Here is an 18080-nt window from a genome sequence, read left to right on the forward strand (position 1 = left end):
AAACTAAAGGTGAACTATGTACGAAAATAAAGTGGAAATTGAAAAGGTTGTTCTTTTTGCCATAGATCTGGATAATGGAGAGAATGTTTCTGCAAACTTAGATGAGCTTGAGGAGCTTGTACAGACCGCCGGTGCAGAAACGCTTGGACGCATGATCCAGAATAAAGATTCTATCGAAAAAGCAACCTACCTTGGAAGCGGTAAGGTCGAGGAGCTTCGTGAAATGGTGGAACGCCTTGGCGCGACCGGCGTTGTATGCGATGATGAGTTATCGCCAATCCAGATGAAAAACCTGGAACAGGAATTAGACACCAAGGTCATGGACCGTACAATGGTGATCTTGGATATCTTCGCCAAGCATGCAACAACAAGGGAAGGTAAGCTTCAAGTAGAGCTGGCACAGCTCAAGTACCGCAGTAACCGCCTGATTGGTATGGGACAGGTATTGTCCCGTCTGGGCGGCGGAATCGGCACGAGAGGTCCCGGTGAGAAGAAGCTCGAAGTCGACCGCCGAATCATTCGGGAACGCATCGCGAAGCTTTCCAGTGACTTAAAAGACGATATCGCTCACCGTGAGGTTATGCGGAAACAGCGTATGAACAGCCATATTCCGATCGTATCAATCGTTGGTTATACAAATGCAGGCAAGTCAACCTTGCTGAATCACATGACGCAGGCAGGTGTCTTAGAAGAGGATAAGCTGTTTGCAACACTTGATCCGACCTCACGGAATTACAAACTGCCGAACGGACAGGAGATCATTCTGACAGACACCGTCGGATTTATCCGAAAACTGCCACATCATCTGATCAACGCGTTTCGTTCCACACTGGAGGAAGCAAAGTTTGCAGATATTATTTTGCATGTGGTTGATATCTCGAATCCACAAGCCGATCTGCATATCTTAACCGTCTATGATACGTTACGTGAGTTAGGCGTAAAGGATAAGCCGGTTATCACATTATTTAATAAAATCGATAAAGTAGACGATCTTCCAGCAGTGAAAGATTTTCAGGCAGACCATACCTTATATATCTCTGCCAAGCAAGAAACCGGATTTGAAAAAATCACAGATATTCTCGCAGAAATCATCAACCAAAGCCGCATATACATCGAACAGACGATTCCATACGCCAAAGCAGGTGTTATCCAGCAGATTCGCAAATCGGGCAATCTGTTAGAAGAAGAATACAGAGAGGACGGCATCTTCGTCCGCGCGTATGTAGATGCAGGCACGAAAGGGCTACTATAACATGGAATTACCTATTAACTTTGAACAAAATATGCGAACACTTCTGCAGGACGATTTTGATTCATATGCAGCCTGTCTTGATCAGCCAATGTATCATGGCATCCGAATCAATACAATGAAGATTTCTGTGGAAGAATTTCTGAAGATTAATCCATTTCATCTGCGTCCGGTTCCATGGTGTAAAAATGGATTTTATTATGATGAGACACTAGATAAACCATCCAAACACCCATATTATTTTGCCGGGCTTTACTATATTCAGGAACCATCTGCCATGACACCGGCAAATGTCCTGCCTGTGGAGGAAGGAGACCGGGTACTTGATATCTGTGCCGCTCCGGGTGGAAAATCAACGGAGCTTGCGGCAAAATTACACGGCACCGGCCTGCTTGTATCAAATGATATCAGTGCTTCACGAGCGAAGGCATTACTGAAAAATCTGGAGGTTTTTGGCATAGAAAATGCACTAATCATCAGTGAAGCCCCCTACAAATTAGCCGAACGTTTTCATGAATATTTTGATAAAATCTTAATTGATGCGCCATGTTCCGGAGAAGGTATGTTCCGCAAATCCACATCCATGATCACCGCATGGGAGAATAACGGCAATCAGTTGTTCGCCGATCTGCAGCGAAGCATCTTAGATCAGGTTGTCACAATGCTCAAGCCGGGTGGCATGCTGCTTTATTCAACTTGTACATTTGCGCCCCTTGAAAATGAGCAGTCCATCGAATATCTTCTTTCGCTGGATGATCATCTGGAGCTGGTGGATTTCCACCCTTATGAGGAATTTGACCACGGACATCCGGAATGGGGCAATACCGGAAACGAAACACTGACACGATGTGCCAGACTCTGGCCACATAAGATTGAGGGTGAGGGACATTTTGTATGTCTTGTAAAAAAACAGGGAGAAAGAGATAATCATGCCAATTATGGTGATTACCCGGTCAAACGTGCAAAACTCCCGGATTCCGTTCTTGATTTTTTATCACATACGACACATAAATTTTCCCCGGAACGATTTGAGATATCAGGCGATAAACTATATTATATACCGGAAAGCTTTCCGACGGTCCGCGGACTCAGAATCTTGCGATGCGGCTTATATGTCGGCGAGATTAAGAAGAACCGATTTGAGCCAAGCCAGTCGCTTGCAATGGCTCTTACGAAGGAAGAGTTCGATAATTGCCTCAACCTACCTGCAGATGATGCAAAGGTTATCAAATACTTAAAGGGTGAAACCATTGATTTTGATGATACATCCGTCAAAAACGGTTATGTATTAGTGTGTGTGGACGGATATCCGCTTGGCTTCGGGAAAGCAAACCAAGGTGTTTTGAAGAATAAATATTTACCTGGATGGAGGTTGATGTCATGAAAATAGCAGTAATCACAGGTGCATCTTCCGGTTTGGGAAGAGAATTTGCCAAGCAGATTAATCAGCATTTTGTCACACTCGACGAGATCTGGCTGATTGCGCGAAGAGAAGAACGTTTGAATGAATTAAAGAGGGCTTTGCATGGAGTACATATACGAACAATTCCGATTGATCTGTGTGATCGGAATGCCATCGGTACTTATGAAGAAATGTTACAAAAATTTCATCCACAGATCCGTGTACTTATAAATGCCGCCGGATATGGAAAGATGGGCTATGTCGAACAGATTTCCGAAGAAGATCTGACAGGCGAGGTGCAGTTAAACTGTGAAGCCTTGACCCGTATGACGAAGCTTTCCCTTCCATACATGGCAAAACACTCAAATATTATCAATATTGCAAGCTCCGCTGCATTTATGCCGCAACCAAACTTTGCGGTTTATGCTGCAAGCAAATCCTATGTACTTTCATTTTCCAGAGCATTACATCAGGAATTGAAGAAGCATGGTATTATTGTAACTGCTGTTTGTCCGGGGCCGGTAAACACCGAATTTTTTGATATAGCAGAAAGCTATACCAAAACCAAAGGATATAAGGTTATCCTACGTGCCAATGCAAGTAAAGTCGTTGCGCTTGCCTTAAAGGACGCAATGAAAGGGAAGACCGTATCAACATATGGTTTTGTCATGAAGGCATTCCGTGTTGTAACAAAGGTTATTCCGCATGGCTTTATTGTTCCATTCATACACTAAACAACTTTTCATACCTATAATAAAGGACAGACTTATTTCAATGAAAAAGAAAGAAAAAGGCCAATATGGCTATATTAATTACTACAAAAAAGGAAAGCTGCTTGTGACTTTGATTCTGGCAATTATGATTGCATCAATCATTCTTTCCATGCTGCTTGCATTTGGCGACACCGGGCGTATCGGTATCGTATTCGCAATTCTTCTTGTTCTGCCATTTGCAAAATTTTTGATTGCCTATATTATGTGTGCGCGGTTTCAGACAATGCCACAGGACGTTTATGACGTGGTACACGGTCAGACCAATGAGACAGACATGATCTACGATCTCGTAATCACTCAAACCGAGGGTATGCATTTTTATGATGCAGTCTGTGTCAGAAACGGAAGCGTATATGCCCTTGTGTTAGATAAACATTTTAAAGAAGAAAAGAAGGAATACGAAACATTCATGCAGCAGGCGCTTGCAAACAGCAAGTACAAATATATTGTCCATCTGTACACTGATACAGACACCTTTACAAAAAAGATTCACGCCATCGGCGAACCGAATGATAAAACAAAAGTGATAGATAAATATATGAGAGAGCAGATACTGACATTCTGCGTATAAAATTTGTGTGTTAAATCTAAAAGAACAGATAAGAATATAAATAAAAGTTGTAATTTGAAGGCAAGGAGGAGATGGATATGCAGGAGCTTACTATCACAGATTTAGATGCCGGACAGCGCTTAAATAAATATATGATGAAATACCTGAATCAGGCGCCTTCTTCCTTTATCTACAAGATGCTCCGCAAGAAAAACATCACCAGAAACGGCAAGAAAGCAACCGGTGATGAAATCTTAAAATGCGGCGATGTAATTAAAGTATTTCTGGCAGATGAGACGATTGAAAAGTTCCGTGTTACGCAGACCGGACAGGTATCCAAACAAAAGCCGGGGATCACGCTTCAGATTCTCTATCAGGATTCGGATATATTAGCGGTGCATAAACCTGTCGGTGTCCTATCACAGAAAGCACAAAAGGATGATTACTCAATCAACGAAGCAATCGTTGATTACTGCCTTTCCATGCGGATTCTAAACGAGAAACAGCTAGAGACGTTCCATCCGTCAATCAGCAACCGCTTAGACCGGAACACATCCGGCATTATCCTTGCCGGAATCTCGTTGAAGGGCAGTCAGATGTTAGCCCGCATATTAAAGGGACATACATGTGAAAAATATTACTACACGATCGTAGCCGGAGAGATGAAGCAACGCATCCATGAGAAAGCCTATATCGTAAAGGATTCAAAGAAGAATCAGTCTAAGATACAGAAACATGAAAGCCCCGGTGCATCGATGATCGAGACCGCATTTACACCGCTTTGCACGAAAAATGGCTTCACCTTATTGCAGGTACAGCTTTTCACCGGAAAATCGCATCAGATTCGTGCGCATCTGCAATCACTCGGATATCCGATGGCTGGCGATACGAAATATGGCAGCCCGGCAGTAAACCGGAAGCTTCGCGAGCGATACAATCTGAATCATCAGTTACTCCACGCAGGCAGACTTGTATTACCGGGCATCCCGGAAATCACAGATCCGTTGCCGGCAAAATTTCAGAAAATAGCGGATGGGCTGGAACTCAAATCCCCAACGAATCACTAAACAACATGGATTGCCGGAGATACAGTCCGGGCGCATTTACATTTCATAACATAGAATTAAAAATAGAAAGCATTAATTATAAAAACATGCCAACATGGAATTCCAGAGGATTACGCGGTTCCACCTTAGAGGAACTCATCAATCTCACCAATGAATTATATACAGAGAAAAACTTAGCGCTCATGCAGAAGATTCCGACACCGATCACTCCCGTTAAGATTGATTCGGAAAGCGGACAGATTAAGCTTGCTTATTTCGAGAAAGATTCCACCGTCGACTATATCGGGGTAGTACAAGGCATTCCGGTCTGCTTCGATGCAAAGGAATGCGCGACAGATACATTTCCGCTTCGAAACATCCACGAACACCAAATACGTTTTATGCGGCAATTTGAGAAGCAGCACGGTGTCAGCTTTTTGCTTGTAATGTTTACCGCACGCAATGAGTTTTATTACCTGCGGTTATGTGAGTTAGAAACCTACCTTGCCCGCGCTGCGCAGGGACATGCAAAGAATTTTAAGTACGAGGAATTAAATCCCGCCTATTTTATAAAGTCACAATCCGGTGCACCGATTCATTATCTGAAGGGATTGCAGCTGGATTTGCAGGAAAGAGAGGACTAAACGATGTATCAATATTACCGTGTAGCAGCCGCAGTTCCGGACATGCGTGTTGCGGATACTGCTTATAATGTCGACCAGATGCTTCAAAAAGTGGAAGAAGCAAAACAAAAAGGTGTCAATCTGATTACATTCCCGGAGCTGTCTGTCACCGGATATACCTGCGGGGATTTATTTCTGCAGCAGACGCTGCTTACAGAAAGTAAAAAAGAAGCTGCCCGTTTTGTACAGACAACCGCAGACTATGATATGGTTGTTGTATTCGGTATGCCGCTTTCGATTGCAAATGCGCTCTATAACGTTGCTGTAACTGCATACCGCGGACATATCTATGGCATCACCGTCAAGACATTTCTCCCGAATTACAATGAATTCTATGAGAAACGCTGGTTTTCTTCTGCGCGGGAATTATCAACGGATCACATCTATGCCTCTGAATTACTTGGCTCTGTGGAGCGTGATTATGATATTCCGCTCGGCAATAACCTAATCTATCATCTGCCGGATGCGTTCTGCTTCGGTGCAGAAATCTGTGAAGACTTATGGGCACCAATCCCACCATCTGCATTTATGGCAATGAGTGGGGCAGAACTGATTTTAAACCTTTCCGCAAGCAACGATACGATTGGAAAGCGTGAATACCGCGAGAAGCTTGTAAAAGAAAAATCAACCTCTCTGATGTGCACCTATCTCTATGCGAGCGCCGGAGCAAACGAGAGTACAACCGACCTGATCTTCTCCGGTCACTGCATGATCTGCGAGGGCGGAAAGATGCTTGCCGAAAACAGCGGGATTGCGGAAAATAACTATCTGCTTGTCGCAGATATTGACATCGAACGGATTCAGGCAGACCGCCTGAAAGGAAAGACCTATCAGGACTGTGCCGGCACCTATGGCAACGCGGTTTCGATGCGTCAGATCTTAATTCCGGTATCCGAAGCTTTCGAAAGCGACGGAAGTCTTCGAAGCGTCAATCCACACCCATTTACACCGGGCGATACAAAGAGACGTCAGAAGCGTTGTATGGATATCTTCCATATGCAGATCGGCGGACTTGCAAAGCGGCTTTCCATCTGTGGCGGAAAGATGGTAATCGGTGTGTCCGGCGGTATGGATTCCACCTTGTCACTGCTTGTGGCTGCACAGACCTTGAAGAAGATGGGGCTTCCTGCTACGAATCTGACCGGAATCACGATGCCAGCCTTCGGCACGACGAACCGCACATACCAAAATTCCCTAACCTTGATGCAGACACTCGGCATCACCGTGAAGGAAATCCCAATCAAGGATGCATGTATAACACATTATGCGGACATCGGACATGATATGGAGATCAAAGACATTACTTATGAGAATGTGCAGGCACGCGAGCGGACACAGGTGCTGATGGACTATGCGAATAAAATCGGTGCCATCGTCGTAGGAACCGGAGATCTGTCAGAGCTTGCCCTTGGCTGGTGTACCTATAACGCCGATCAGATGAGCATGTACGGTGTCAATACCAGCATCCCGAAGACACTTGTCAAATGGATGATTGCCAGCGTGATTGAATGTAACATCTTCCCGGACAGCACGGAAGTCCTGAAGGATATCATTGACACACCGATCAGCCCAGAACTTCTTCCTCCGGATGAACATGGTAATATCGTGCAGAAGACCGAAGATTCGGTCGGTCCTTACGAGCTGCATGATTTCTTCCTGTACTATGTCATGCGTTTTGGATACAGCCCGGAGAAGATCTTCCATCTGGCAAAACGTGCATTTGCAGGAATCTATGATGCTGCAACCATCTTAAAATGGATGAAAATGTTCTATCGCCGTTTCTTCGCCCAGCAGTTCAAGCGGAGCTGTATGCCGGATGGCGTGAAGGTCGGCAGTGTATGCTTATCCCCACGTGGCGACTGGCGTATGCCAAGCGACGCATCCGTGCAGATCTGGATGCGGCAGTTAGAGGAATTTGCAGATTAAGAATTTATTTTCAAACTATATGCAACCTTTTGCCGGGTTATGAAGTGTTATATATAGTAAAGAATCGAGAGGAACTGTAATATGGATTTGGAGACAATTGCACTTATTGCCATGGGTGGATGCTTATTCCTCTGGCTTGTTGTGAATTTCATCATCACACTTCATAATGTCCGCAAAGCAAAAGCTGCGGGGCTTACCGTACAGGTACAATGTGAAAAATGCGGAACGATATATGAAGTAACCGGAAAAGAGGCTACACGCCCGGCTATGGTAAAATATAAGAAGAGCAGCCGTACCCATATATCAAACGGTGCTTTTGTAAATACACAAAATTACAGCCATTATGCAAAGAAATTCCATTGTCCTTGCTGTGATAAGAAGACCTACGGCAAGGTACTTGATATTCAGGAACTGCAATATGAGGGACAGGATAGTACAATAAAAGAACTCGGAAAAGGCTTTTTGCGTATGATCATTGGCTGCACGATTATCCTGATTCTTGCACAAATCCCATTACAGATTGGGAAGAAACAGCGGGAACGTGAAGTGCAGCAGATGAAGGAGCAGCAATATGAAGAGCTTAAGAACAAAGCAAACAATCGAAAATAAAAATGTCCGGCATTTAAAATTTGAACGATATATTCTGACTTTGTGTTTTCTGCTTTTTATAGTTGTGGGCATAACCGGCTGCACAAAAGAGTATACCGCGGACGATATCAAATCATATGCCAAAGAAACCTTATCCATAAGAAGAGTTACTGTGGATAAAATCCCCCATGAATATAAAGATGAGGATGGATACACGGATATTTTATGGACTGTGAAAGATAAGAAAAACAACATTACATTCCATGTATTGGATAACACCTTTTATGGCGTGGAAAGCGTAACCAATATGCTGTTGGATGATTACGATGACTGCGTATTTGCCGCGTATGCAGATAAGCTTCCATCCAACATTTTATCCTATGAAATCACAGAAAATGACCAAACGCATCTGACAAATGCCGAAATCGTTGCTGATTATACAAACGAGACAGAACTTAACGCATGTCTTTGCGCTTTGCAGGATGTATATTCATTCTATGAAGAAAAAGGGTTTGATGATCTAGTTATTGGATATACATTACATTATCAACCAACGGAAAACAACATGGATGCGGAACCGGATACCGATGGAAAAGAATACACCGGTGTTCTTTCCGATATTCCAACTTTATCTGAATTCAAATAATGAATCCCTGAAAAGCGCAGTTTTTACTGCGCTTTTTGTTTACAATAAGACTGTTCCCCTCCTGTTTGGAAGAATATCGAACATTTATTCGAAAAAGATATTGACAAGAGAACAGATGTTCTGTATAATTCAATCATCGAACAGATGTTCATCAGATAGAACAGACACAGGGAGGATATAGATATGAAACGTAAATTGATTTTTGTACTTAGTCTTGTACTTATTCTTTGTATATTATTTGGAGTTAATAGTAAAAAACAAAATGCGGAAGCTGCTACTTCGAATCAAAAATATTATAAATACATAACAATCGAAAAAGATGATACACTCTGGACAATTGCAGAGGAGTATTGTTCGGAAGAATACGATAGTTACCGTGAATACGTAGATGAAGTAAAATTTATCAACAATCTGGAGGACGATACGATTTATTATGGTGGGCAATTAGTAATTCCTTACTACGCACCATCATTATAAATAAATTCCATACCATACCTTATTGGAAGCCGGAATTTAATTTCCGGCTTTTTTCAACAATTTTTTCCCGCTGTATCGGTTGAAAGTTAAGTTGATTTCTTATATAATAATTTAATTGTGGGATTGGAACACACCTCCCACAAATTATATAAGAAAGAGGAAATACAAATGAACAGCGTGTCAATTCCAACGATGGAGCCGGATAGACAATACTATTTTATGAACCAGTGCAAAACACTTGTGCTTGAAAAAAAGGCAGCATTGAATCGACCACTTACCTACAACATCCAGACCTTTGGATGTCAGATGAATTCACACGATTCTGAAAAATTAAAAGGAATCATGGATGAAATCGGGTACGAAGAAGTCGATGACGAGAATGCTGACTTTGTAATCTTTAATACATGCACGATTCGTGAGAATGCGAATCAGAAATTATACGGACATCTCGGCCACGTCAAGACATTAAAGAACAAAAACAAAGACATGATCGTGTGTCTGTGTGGCTGCATGATGCAGGAGCCACATGTCATCGAGACATTGAAACAGAAGTATAAATTCGTAAATATTATCTTTGGAACACATAACATCTACAAATTAGCAGAGCTTATTTACAGCTATTTAGAAACAGGCAAGCAGACAATCGAAGTCTTAGATGAGACAAAACAGACCGTCGAACAGCTTCCTAGAAAGCGGAAATATACATTTAAGTCCGGCGTCAATATCATGTACGGATGCAACAATTTCTGTACATACTGTATCGTGCCATATGTACGCGGACGCGAGCAGAGCCGTAAGAAAGAAGAAGTTCTGGCAGAAGTAGAAGCACTTGCCAAGCAGGGAATTACCGAAGTTATGCTGCTCGGTCAGAATGTAAATTCCTATGGCAATATCTATGAATACAAGGATGGGAAGATTGTCGAAGTGGACGAGAAAGACCGCGTGACATTCCCACAGTTACTTACGGAAGTGTGTAAGATTGATGGCATCGAGCGTGTGCGCTTCATGACCAGCCACCCGAAGGATCTGTCCGATGAGCTAATCGAGGTAATGGCGAAAGAGCCGAAGATCTGCAAGCATCTGCATCTGCCTGTGCAATCAGGATCTACGAACATATTAACACGCATGAACCGACGCTATACGAAGGAACAGTACCTTGCATTAGTTGACCGGATTCGTGCCAAGATGCCGAACATCTCCCTGACAACCGATATCATCGTCGGCTTCCCGGGCGAGACAGAAGAAGATTTTGAGGATACACTGGATATTATCCGGAAAGTAAAATACGATCAGGCGTTTACATTTATCTACTCCAAGCGTACCGGAACACCGGCAGCAACAATGGATAACCAGGTGCCGGAGGATGTCATCAAAGAACGTTTTAACCGTCTTTTGACATTGGTAAATCAAGTATCAAACGGTCAGATCCGCCGATTTAACGGGCAGGTAAAGCCGGTGCTTGTGGAAGAACTGAATACTCACGATGCATCGCTTGTGACCGGACGGACAGAAGAGAATGTAACGGTACATTTCCCGGGAACTGCCGATATGATCGGTACGACTGTCGATGTAAAACTGACAGACTGTAAGGGATTTTACTTCATGGGTGAAAGGATTGGGTGATTGGCGTGGCAAAGCTATCTCCTATGATGGAGCAATACGTTGCAACAAAAGAAAAATATAAAGACTGTATCTTATTTTACCGTCTCGGTGATTTCTATGAGATGTTCTTTGATGATGCAATCTTAGCTTCCAAGGAATTGGAGCTGACTCTTACCGGAAAAGACTGTGGGATGGAGGAACGTGCACCGATGTGCGGCATTCCTTTCCATGCAGCAGATACCTATATTAACCAGCTTGTAAAAAAAGGCTATAAGGTTGCGATTGGTGAACAGGTAGAAGATCCAAAGCTTGCCAAAGGCCTTGTCAAAAGAGAGGTTATCCGTATCGTAACACCCGGTACGAATCTCTCCGCTGAAAGCCTGGAAGAGACAAAGAATAATTATCTGATGTGCATTTCCCATATCGGCAAATATTTCGGCATCTCCGTCACAGACCTGTCTACAGGTGTGTTCAAAACCTGCCAGATCCAGACGGTAGAGAAGGTTGTCGATGAGATCAATAAATTTCAGCCATCCGAGGTATTGTATCACTCCGGTATTGAGCAGATCGAAGATATCCACGCTGTCTGCGAACGGCTGCAGGTCGCACATACAGAAGCACCGGATTATTATTTCGATATAGATACAGACGAAGATACGTTAAAACGGCATTTTCATATCAACAGTCTGGAAGGACTTGGTCTGAAGGATAGCTTGGCGTGTATCGCTTCTTGTGGCGGTCTGATTCAATACCTTCACGAGACACAGATGAACTCCCTGTCCCATATCAACCATATCGAGACCTATTCGGTTGATTCCTATATGATTCTTGATTCTTCTACCAGACGCAATCTGGAACTAACGGAGACCCTGCGGGACAAGCAGAAACGCGGTTCTCTGCTCTGGGTTTTAGACAAGACGAAGACTGCGATGGGAGCCAGAAAGCTACGGGAATATGTAGAGCAGCCACTTCTGGATAAGACAGGAATCGAAAGCCGTCTTGATGCAGTTGAAGCATTGAACGAAGATCTTGTAAACCGCGAGGAGCTTCGTGAATATTTAAACACCATCTATGACCTGGAACGACTGATTACAAGAATTGCGCTGAAAACTGCAAATCCAAGAGACCTGCTTGCATTCAAGACATCCATTCATTATCTGCCTGATATCTACAATATGCTGTCACAATTTCATGCAGCACGTTTTCAGGAGATCTATGAAGATTACGATAGTCTGGAAGATCTATATGATCTGTTAGAGCAGGCAATTGTGGAAGAACCGCCCGTTTCTGTCAAAGAAGGCGGCATCTTCAAAAAAGGATATCGGGATGAGATTGATGAATTACGGCTGGCAAAAACTGAATGTAAAACGTGGCTGGCGGATTTGGAAGCAAAAGAACGGGAAAAGACAGGCATCAAAGGCTTAAAAATTAAATATAACAAGGTATTTGACTATTATTTTGAGGTAACCAACTCCTTTAAGTCCATGGTTCCGGATTATTTTATTCGCAAACAAACACTTGTCAATGCCGAGCGTTTTACAACAGATGAGTTGAACACACTTTCCGGCAAGATTCTGGGTGCAGAAGACAAGCTTTACGCGCTTGAATACGATTGTTATGTGGAATTGCGCGAAACCCTTGCCAAAGCACTTACCCGTGTGCAGAAGATGGCCGGTTATATCGCAGAATTAGATGCCCTTTGCTCACTTGCTTATGTTGCCGATAAGAATCATTATGTTCGTCCGACACTTAATACCGACGGAATCATCGACATCAAAGGCGGCCGCCATCCGGTTGTAGAAAAGATGCTTGCAAATGATAGTTTTGTTGAAAACGATACATATCTTAATAACGCCGAAAGCCGAATTTCTATTATAACAGGACCTAATATGGCAGGTAAATCTACCTATATGCGTCAGACTGCTTTAATCACTCTAATGGCACAGATTGGTTCCTTTGTTCCGGCACAATCTGCTAACATCGGACTCTGCGACCGGATATTTACCCGTGTTGGTGCATCCGATGATCTCGCAAGTGGACAGTCGACCTTTATGATTGAGATGAACGAAGTTGCAAATATTCTTCGCAATGCTACAAAAGACAGTCTGCTTATCTTAGATGAGATTGGACGCGGAACATCCACATTTGACGGATTGTCAATTGCATGGGCTGTAGTAGAATATATTGCCGACCCGAACATTATTGGTGCAAAAACATTGTTTGCAACCCATTATCATGAGCTAACCGAACTCGAAGGGAAATTGTCTTCTGTAAATAATTTCTGTATTGCAGTACAGGAAAACGGCGAAGATATCGTATTTCTGCGTAAGATCATCAAAGGTGGTGCCGATCGGAGCTACGGTATTCAGGTAGCCAGACTTGCTGGTGTTCCGGAACCGGTTTTAACACGTGCGCGTGAGATCTGCAATGAATTGATCGACTCCGACATTACTACGAAAGTCAAAGATATTGATATTAAGACAGACATGACTGAAACACACAAAAAAACAGCAAATAAGTCCGATACTTATGAACAAATGTCCCTGTTTTCTTCCCCTGTTGAGATGTCAATCGCGAACGAGTTAAAAACAATGGATCTGAATAATATGACTCCTATGAAAGCTATGTTATATCTGCAGGAGTTACAAGATCGACTAAAAAATATATAAAGAACAATGCGGGTACAAAAACAAAATCAACAAACATATATGTAAGCAGTTAAATTTATACGAGGAATGCTATCATGATAAAAGTATTAGATAAAGCTACTATCGATAAAATTGCTGCCGGCGAGGTCATCGAACGACCATCATCGGTTGTAAAAGAACTTCTGGAGAATGCCATAGACGCTGGATCTACAGCGATTACTGTAGAAATCAAGGATGGTGGTACTTCTTTTATCCGAGTCACAGACAACGGCTGTGGAATAGAAAAAGAAGAAGTCCGGATGGCATATATGCGACATGCAACAAGTAAAATTGAACATGTTGAAGACTTAAATTCGATTATTTCCTTAGGATTCCGCGGAGAAGCACTCAGCACGATTGCTGCAGTATCCCAGACGGAGATGATCACAAAAACCGCAACAGACCTGACCGGAGTGAAATATGTGATTCATGGCGGAAAGGAAATCGAATACAAAGAGGTTGGTGTTCCAAACGGAACAACCATCGTTGTACGTAATCTTTTTTTTAATACACCTGCTCGGAAAAAATTTTTGAAATCCGCCATGACAGAAGGTTCCTATATTTTTGATTTGTTGACAAGAATTGCTTTGTCTCATCCGGAAATATCCTTTAAACTGATTGCTAACGGACAGACAAAAATTGATACATCCGGAAACGGCAAATTAAAAGATACTATTTATCAGTTGTATGGAAGAGATATTACTGCTAATCTGATTCCGCTTGATTACGTTGACGGTGATATCCATCTGACCGGATTTATCGGCAAACCTTTTATCGCCAGAGGGAACCGTGGATTAGAAAACTATTTTATTAATCACCGCTATATCAAAAGCAGTGTGATAAACCGTGCAATCGAAGAAGGTTATCGCACATTTGTCATGCAGCATAAGTTTCCATTTACTGTGTTATATCTGGAACTGCCGCAGGAAAAATGTGACGTCAATGTCCATCCAACAAAGATGGAATTCAAATATGACAACGAGAAAAAACTTTTTGAGGTCTGTTGTAATGCGGTAAAGCTGGCACTAACCCACAAAGAGATTATCCCTAAGGAGGGTGAAAAGCCAATTCCAAACCCTGTGATATCCGATCCGGAGCACAAACCCGCAGAACCATTTGAAGTACGCCGTACACAGACATCCGTTTCAGCGATTGCAGCTACGGTTCAACCGCATACAGCAACACAGCCTGTCAGCAAACCAGCCCCGTCACATGCAATTCCACAAAAAAATGTACGGGCCGGGAATTACAGTCCAACTTATAAAATTCTCGAATCTCTGCGCAAAGCAGAAGAAGAGGAAGCTGCAAAAAAAGGAACGGCTCTGCCCAATATTGCTGATATGGTAGCTGATGACGGTGTTGTATATTCCGCACAGCCAAACGCAGTACCACAGGAAACTTCACAGAATGACACTGCTGTAAAACAAGTTTCACCCAAAATGGACAAAAACACCGCTGCATATAAATATACCGTTGGAAAGCAGGAAAGTCTCTTTGATGACGATTTCTTAACAGAGAAAGCCAGATTGAAACACCGCGTCATCGGACAGGTTTTTGACACGTATTGGCTTATCGAGTACAACAATAATCTGTATATTATGGATCAGCACGCTGCACACGAAAAGGTAAAATACGAAGAATTGATGGCGAATCTGAAGAGCAAACAGGTTTTGTCCCAGCAGCTTATGCCACCAATGGTGCTTACAGTAACTTATGCAGAGCGGCAGGCAATCCTTGATAATTATGATATGTTTATGAAAATCGGATACGACATCGAGGAATTTGGTGGAAACGAATTCAAGATCAATGCTGTCCCATCCAATCTGTTCGGAATGCATGGACGCGATATGTTTCTGGAGTTTGTAGGTTCCCTGATTCAAAATTCCGGTTATATATCAAACGATGTTTTCATTAAAAAATTATCAACGATGGCATGTAAAGCAGCGGTAAAGGGAAACATGAATTTATCATTTCAGGAAGCTGATGCCCTTGTAGATAAACTTTTAAATCTGGAAAATCCATACACATGTCCTCATGGAAGACCAACGATTATCTCCATGAGCAAAGAAGAATTAGAGAAGAAATTCCACAGGATTGTATAATATGACTCGAACAACCAAAAATAATTTAATTATATTAACCGGTCCAACCGCCGTTGGCAAAACAGCCCTCTCCCTAAAACTTGCTAAAGATATCAAAGGTGAGATTGTCTCTGCCGACTCCATACAGGTATACAGGCATTTTGACATTGGTTCCGCGAAAATCATGCCAGATGAGATGCAGGGAATTCCACATCATCTGATTGATATCTTAGAGCCAAAGGATCGTTTTAATGTCATGGAATTTAAGAAGTATGCGGAAGACGCCATGCAAGGTATCTATGAACGTGGGCATATTCCTATCATAACAGGAGGAACAGGATTTTATATTCAGGCACTGTTATATGATATATCATTTGACGAAGAAACGGTGGATGGCTATCGCCAGGAATTAGAAACACTCGGAGATGCAAAAGGAAACGCATATCTGCATCAGATGCTTATGGATATTGACCCGGCATCCGCTGAAACAATCCACGCAAACAATCGCCAGAGAGTTATTCGAGCTCTTGAATATTATCATCAGACCGGCAAAAAATTCTCTGACCATAACGAGACAGAACGAGAAAAGACATCCCCTTATAATTTTGCTTACTTCGTATTGACACGGGATCGTGCGAAGCTCTATGCAGCAATCGAACAGCGCATCGATGAAATGCTTTCACAAGGACTTGTCGAAGAGGTTCAATCGCTCGTGCAAACTTATCATCTGACTACCGAAGATACAAGTATGCAGGGAATCGGCTATAAGGAAATTCTCGGATACCTGCAGGGAGCCTATGACTTAGAAGAAGCCGTCCGCATCTTAAAACGTGATACACGGCACTTTGCCAAGCGTCAGCTCACCTGGTTCCGTCGTGAACGGGAGGTTATCTGGCTTGACAAAGATATTTTGAACACAGATGAAAAACTGGAAGATGAAATCAAAACTCATCTTGCCGCAAAAAAAATACGATACCAGTAGATGTTTCATATCAAAGTATGTAACATTTGCCAAGATTACCAGAACAGGAGAACATTATGAATAACACGGATGAAATCAAACAATATTATTTAAGTCTTGGAATCAAAGAATCAGTCTATGATTTTTGTGAATGCGTCGAACAGGATCTGCTTCCAAGATTTCAAGAGATTGACCGGATTGCTGAACAGAACCAGATTAAAGTTATTTCTGCTATGCAGAAAGCAGGCTTCTCCGAATCTCACCTGAACGGCACAACCGGATATGGTTATAACGATCGTGGAAGAGAAGCAGTGGAAGAAATCTACGCCCATGTATTCCATACCGAAGATGCGCTGGTACGCCAGCAGATCACCTGCGGTACACATGCACTTTCGATTGCATTATCCGCAAACCTTCGTCCGGGCGATGAAATTTTATCACCGGTCGGAAAAGTGTATGATACACTGGAGGGTGTGATTGGTATCCGTGAATCCAAAGGCTCGCTGGCAGAATTCGGAATCACATTCCGAAAAGTTGATTTATTGCCGGATGGAAGCTTTGACTATGAGAATATCCGAAAAAATATTAATGAGAAAACAAAATTGATAGAAATTCAGCGTTCCAAAGGCTATGATGTACGTCCGACGCTGTCAGTGGAACAGATTGGCGAGTTGATTGCATTCGTAAAATCTGTCAAACCAGATGTGATCTGCATGGTAGATAACTGTTATGGTGAATTTGTGGAAACGATTGAGCCATCCGATGTCGGTGCTGATATGGTTGTAGGCTCCCTGATTAAAAATCCGGGTGGTGGGCTTGCCCCAATCGGCGGATATATCTGCGGCAAGAAAGAATACATCGAAAACTGTGCCTACCGTCTTACAACGCCGGGACTTGGAAAAGAAGTGGGAGCATCCCTAAATGCCACCCGGCCAATTGCACAGGGGTTGTTTCTGGCACCAACGGTAACTGCAGCTGCTTTAAAGGGTGCAATTTTTGCGGCCAATGTATATGAACGCCTGCATTTTAAATCCATTCCGGATGCTACAGAGCCACGTTACGATATCATTCAGGCAGTAGAATTCGGAAAACCGGAATATATTCAGGCATTCTGTGAGGGAATTCAGGCTGCAGCCCCGGTCGATAGCTTTGTAACTCCGATTCCTTGGGATATGCCAGGCTACGACAGTCAGGTTATCATGGCTGCCGGCGCTTTTATATCCGGTGCTTCCATTGAGCTTTCCGCAGATGCTCCGATGAAAGAGCCATATGCAGTATATTTCCAAGGCGGACTGACATATCCACATGCCAAATTCGGCATCATGATGTCCCTGGAAAAAATGGTAGAAAAAGAACTTGTAGTATGTTAGACTAAGCGATGATAAGTCCTGCACCCGGAGAGGTGAGAG

15 protein-coding genes are annotated in these 18080 nt (G+C 42.9%); all 15 read left to right on the forward strand.

Features of this window, described 5'->3' with window-relative positions; translation table 11 throughout:
* Nucleotides 1–16: 16 nt before the first annotated feature.
* The 15 genes from hflX to KP625_RS02725 all read left to right on the forward strand — a co-directional run bounded on the left by hflX (nucleotide 17) and on the right by KP625_RS02725 (nucleotide 18041).
* Nucleotides 17–1252: a GTPase HflX gene (gene hflX / locus KP625_RS02655; protein WP_238299123.1), complete on the forward strand. Its 1236-nt coding sequence runs from the start codon at nucleotides 17–19 to the stop codon at nucleotides 1250–1252.
* Nucleotides 1227–2633, forward strand: a complete 1407-nt coding sequence (locus KP625_RS02660; RefSeq protein WP_370641398.1) for an RsmF rRNA methyltransferase first C-terminal domain-containing protein — start codon at nucleotides 1227–1229, stop codon at nucleotides 2631–2633. Before hflX ends, KP625_RS02660 begins: the two co-directional genes overlap by 26 nt.
* The gene (locus KP625_RS02665) at nucleotides 2630–3385 is read left to right on the forward strand and encodes an SDR family NAD(P)-dependent oxidoreductase (RefSeq protein WP_238299124.1); all 756 of its coding nucleotides are present in this window, start codon (nucleotides 2630–2632) and stop codon (nucleotides 3383–3385) included. Before KP625_RS02660 ends, KP625_RS02665 begins: the two co-directional genes overlap by 4 nt.
* A gap of 40 nt (nucleotides 3386–3425) precedes the next feature.
* A complete protein-coding gene (locus KP625_RS02670; RefSeq protein WP_238299125.1) occupies nucleotides 3426–3995 on the forward strand; it encodes a hypothetical protein in 570 nt (189 codons plus the stop codon).
* Nucleotides 3996–4072: 77 nt separating this feature from the next.
* A complete protein-coding gene (locus KP625_RS02675; protein ID WP_238299126.1) occupies nucleotides 4073–5041 on the forward strand; it encodes an RluA family pseudouridine synthase in 969 nt (322 codons plus the stop codon).
* A gap of 86 nt (nucleotides 5042–5127) precedes the next feature.
* Nucleotides 5128–5664 (forward strand): Holliday junction resolvase RecU, encoded by a 537-nt coding sequence (locus tag KP625_RS02680; protein ID WP_177970774.1) that lies wholly within the window; start codon nucleotides 5128–5130, stop codon nucleotides 5662–5664.
* A 3-nt stretch (nucleotides 5665–5667) separates the two neighbouring features.
* Complete coding sequence (locus KP625_RS02685; RefSeq protein WP_238299127.1) at nucleotides 5668–7629, forward strand: NAD(+) synthase; 1962 nt, start codon at nucleotides 5668–5670, stop codon at nucleotides 7627–7629.
* 81 nt (nucleotides 7630–7710) lie between these two features.
* Nucleotides 7711–8238, forward strand: coding sequence for a hypothetical protein (locus KP625_RS02690; protein WP_238299128.1), 528 nt, complete (start codon nucleotides 7711–7713; stop codon nucleotides 8236–8238).
* Entirely contained in the window at nucleotides 8201–8863 is a 663-nt protein-coding gene (locus tag KP625_RS02695) for a hypothetical protein (protein WP_238299129.1), read from the forward strand. Before KP625_RS02690 ends, KP625_RS02695 begins: the two co-directional genes overlap by 38 nt.
* A 183-nt stretch (nucleotides 8864–9046) precedes the next feature.
* Nucleotides 9047–9340: a cell division suppressor protein YneA gene (gene yneA, locus KP625_RS02700; protein WP_238299130.1), complete on the forward strand. Its 294-nt coding sequence runs from the start codon at nucleotides 9047–9049 to the stop codon at nucleotides 9338–9340.
* A gap of 168 nt (nucleotides 9341–9508) precedes the next feature.
* Nucleotides 9509–10963 carry a tRNA (N6-isopentenyl adenosine(37)-C2)-methylthiotransferase MiaB gene (miaB, locus tag KP625_RS02705; protein WP_238299131.1) on the forward strand — a complete coding sequence of 485 codons (1455 nt, stop codon included), beginning with the start codon at nucleotides 9509–9511 and terminating at the stop codon, nucleotides 10961–10963.
* Nucleotides 10964–10986: 23 nt separating this feature from the next.
* Nucleotides 10987–13611 carry a DNA mismatch repair protein MutS gene (mutS, locus tag KP625_RS02710; RefSeq protein WP_238299897.1) on the forward strand — a complete coding sequence of 875 codons (2625 nt, stop codon included), beginning with the start codon at nucleotides 10987–10989 and terminating at the stop codon, nucleotides 13609–13611.
* A 74-nt stretch (nucleotides 13612–13685) separates the two neighbouring features.
* Entirely contained in the window at nucleotides 13686–15731 is a 2046-nt protein-coding gene (mutL, locus tag KP625_RS02715; protein ID WP_238299132.1) for a DNA mismatch repair endonuclease MutL, read from the forward strand.
* 1 nt (nucleotide 15732) lies between these two features.
* On the forward strand, nucleotides 15733–16692 hold the full coding sequence (gene miaA, locus KP625_RS02720) for a tRNA (adenosine(37)-N6)-dimethylallyltransferase MiaA (protein WP_238299133.1): 960 nt from the start codon (nucleotides 15733–15735) through the stop codon (nucleotides 16690–16692).
* Between the two features lie 56 nt (nucleotides 16693–16748).
* Complete coding sequence (locus tag KP625_RS02725) at nucleotides 16749–18041, forward strand: methionine gamma-lyase family protein (RefSeq protein WP_177970850.1); 1293 nt, start codon at nucleotides 16749–16751, stop codon at nucleotides 18039–18041.
* Nucleotides 18042–18080 lie beyond the last annotated feature (39 nt).

This window comes from Eubacterium sp. MSJ-33, from assembly GCF_022174665.1.
In the GTDB taxonomy this organism is placed as follows: domain Bacteria; phylum Bacillota; class Clostridia; order Lachnospirales; family Lachnospiraceae; genus Coprococcus_C.